General features: G+C 74.9%; 3 protein-coding genes. 2 read left to right on the top strand and 1 reads right to left on the bottom strand.

Annotation, left to right across the window (positions count from 1 at the left end; genetic code table 11):
- Nucleotide 1 precedes the first annotated feature (1 nt).
- Together IH13_RS46190 and IH13_RS0124905 are read left to right on the top strand one after the other, a co-directional pair.
- Complete coding sequence (locus IH13_RS46190; protein WP_110085046.1) at nucleotides 2-127, top strand: aldehyde dehydrogenase family protein; 126 nt, start codon at nucleotides 2-4, stop codon at nucleotides 125-127.
- Between the two features lie 47 nt (nucleotides 128-174).
- Complete coding sequence (locus IH13_RS0124905) at nucleotides 175-1,254, top strand: Zn-dependent alcohol dehydrogenase (RefSeq protein WP_031088039.1); 1,080 nt, start codon at nucleotides 175-177, stop codon at nucleotides 1,252-1,254.
- 105 nt (nucleotides 1,255-1,359) lie between these two features.
- On the opposite strand, the gene IH13_RS0124900 is transcribed toward IH13_RS0124905, so the two are convergent.
- Nucleotides 1,360-2,274 (bottom strand): Acg family FMN-binding oxidoreductase (locus tag IH13_RS0124900; protein WP_082317694.1); only part of this gene is annotated, 915 nt, incomplete at its 5' end.

The raw sequence follows: 2,274 nt of genomic DNA, 5'->3' as shown, positions 1-2,274 counted from the left end.
GATGTGTATAAGAGACAGCTTCAACCCGCTCGCCCCCTTCGGCGGTTACAAGCAGTCGGGGGTGGGGCGCGAACTGGGTCCGCACGGCCTCGCCGAGTACCTCCAGACCAAGTCCCTCCAGTTCTGAGCCGTTCGAGCCCCCCGCCGATCACCGATCCACCGAGGAGTCTGTCCGTGGTCCGTGCCGCCGTACTGCCCGCCGTCGGAGCGCCGCTGGAGGTCACCGACATCGAACTGCCGGAGCCCGGCCCCGGCCAGGTGAGCGTCTCCCTCGCCGCCGCCGGGGTATGCCACTCCGACCTGTCCCTGTCCGACGGCACCATGCGCCTGCCCGTCCCCGCCGTCCTCGGCCACGAGGGCGCCGGCACGGTGCTCGCCGTCGGCGAGGGCGTCACCCACGTCGGCCCCGGCGACGCCGTGGTCCTCAACTGGGCGCCCTCCTGCGGGTCCTGCTTCCACTGCGGGATCGGCGAGGTCTGGCTCTGCGCCGACGCGCTCAAGGGCGCGGCCGGCGTCCACGCCCGTACGGCCGACGGCACCGAGCTCCATCCGGGGCTGAACGTCGCCGCGTTCGCCGAGGAGACCGTCGTCCCCGCCACCTGCGTACTGCCCGCCCCGGCCGGCATCCCGCTCACCGACGCCGCGCTCCTCGGCTGCGCCGTCCTGACCGGGTACGGGGCGGTCCACCACTCCGCCCGGGTCCGCGAGGGCGAGAGCGTCGTCGTCTTCGGCATCGGCGGGGTCGGCCTCGCCGTGCTCCAGTCCGCGCGCATCGCCGGGGCGTCGAGGATCATCGCCGTCGACGTGTCCCCGGAGAAGGAGGAGCTGGCCCGCAGGGCCGGGGCCACCGACTACGTGGTCGCCTCCGACAGCACACCGCGTGCCGTCCGCAAGCTGACCGGCGGACAGGGCGCGGACGTCGCCGTCGAGTGCGTGGGACGCCCCGCCACGATCCGCGGCGCGTGGGAGTCCACCCGCCGGGGCGGGCGCACCACGGTCGTCGGCATCGGCGGCAAGGACCAGGAGGTCACCTTCAACGCGCTGGAGATCTTCCACTGGGGCCGCTCGCTCACCGGCTGCGTGTACGGCAACAGCGATCCGGCGCGTGACCTGCCCGTGCTCGCCGGGCACATCGGGGAAGGGCGCTTCGACCTCTCCATGATGGTCACCGAACGCATCACGCTGGACGGCATCCCGGCCGCGTTCGACAACATGGTCGCCGGCCGGGGCGGGCGCGCGCTGGTCGTGTTCTGAGGGACAGCCCTTAGGGTCCGGGGGTTTCCGTCCGGACGGCCGCGGCGGCTTCCGCGGGGGTGCGGACGGACCCCGGCGAGAGGCGCCGCCCCCGGCCGGCGGCCCTCACCGCTCCGCGCGCCGCAGCACCTCGTGCTGGGGCCGCCGGGGCGTGGCCGGGGGCCGGGTCAGGGGGTACCCCAGCCTCAGCACCATCTGCGGATGCCCGAAGTGCGCGGCGCTGCTGGACACCTCCTCGCGCAGTTCCGCGTCCTCCAGCGGCTGGTTGGCGAAGGAGGCGGCGACACCGTGCCCGGTGGCCTCCAGCAGCAGCCGTTGCAATGCCTGCCCCGCCGCGACCCAGGAAGCCGGATCGTCCCCCGCCGTCTCCAGGACGGCGAGTTCCGGGTGCGGTTCGAAGTCGGCCGTGCCGCGCCCGGGCAGTTCCAGGCCCGGCACCAGGTCGCGTACGGCGCCGTCGTCCGGGCCGTCGCGGCGCGGCAGCGGTCCCAGGTTCTCCACCGGGACGGCCGGCGGGAGGCCGGTGGTGAGCCGGTCCGCCCGGTCCTCCCGTACGGCGTCGTCCTCGGCCAGCGACGCCCGCCGGATCAGCGTCAGCACCCGCTGGTACTCCGGTTCCGCGTCCAGCCGGCGCAGCGTCGCGCCCTCGCGTTCGGCCGCCGCGCCCAGCAGTGCCAGCACACCGGCCGGGACGGGCTCGGGCCGGAAGGGGTAGCGGTTCGTGCGACGGTCGCCCACCCAGCGGTACAACTCCGCCGCGTCCGGGTCCCCTCCGTCACCCGTCACCGTGACCCGGGCGACGAGCAGCGGGTCGCGGGGCTCCGGGAGCACCGACACCCGCACCTCGCGGTCCAGGCGGGCCAGGGCCGCCCGTACGGTGAACACCGCCGCCCCGCACGAGAGGTACACGTCCCGCTCCGCCGAGGCCGTCCCCGCCGGGGCCCGGCGCGGGTCGGCGTGCACGTCCACCCCGTGCGGGCCGGTGGTGAACAGCCAGGGCCTGTCTCTTATACACATCTC

The organism is Streptomyces sp. NRRL WC-3549 (assembly GCF_000721935.1).
In the GTDB taxonomy this organism is placed as follows: Bacteria; Actinomycetota; Actinomycetes; order Streptomycetales; family Streptomycetaceae; genus Streptomyces.
This window is presented reverse-complemented; position numbering and strand designations above follow the sequence as displayed.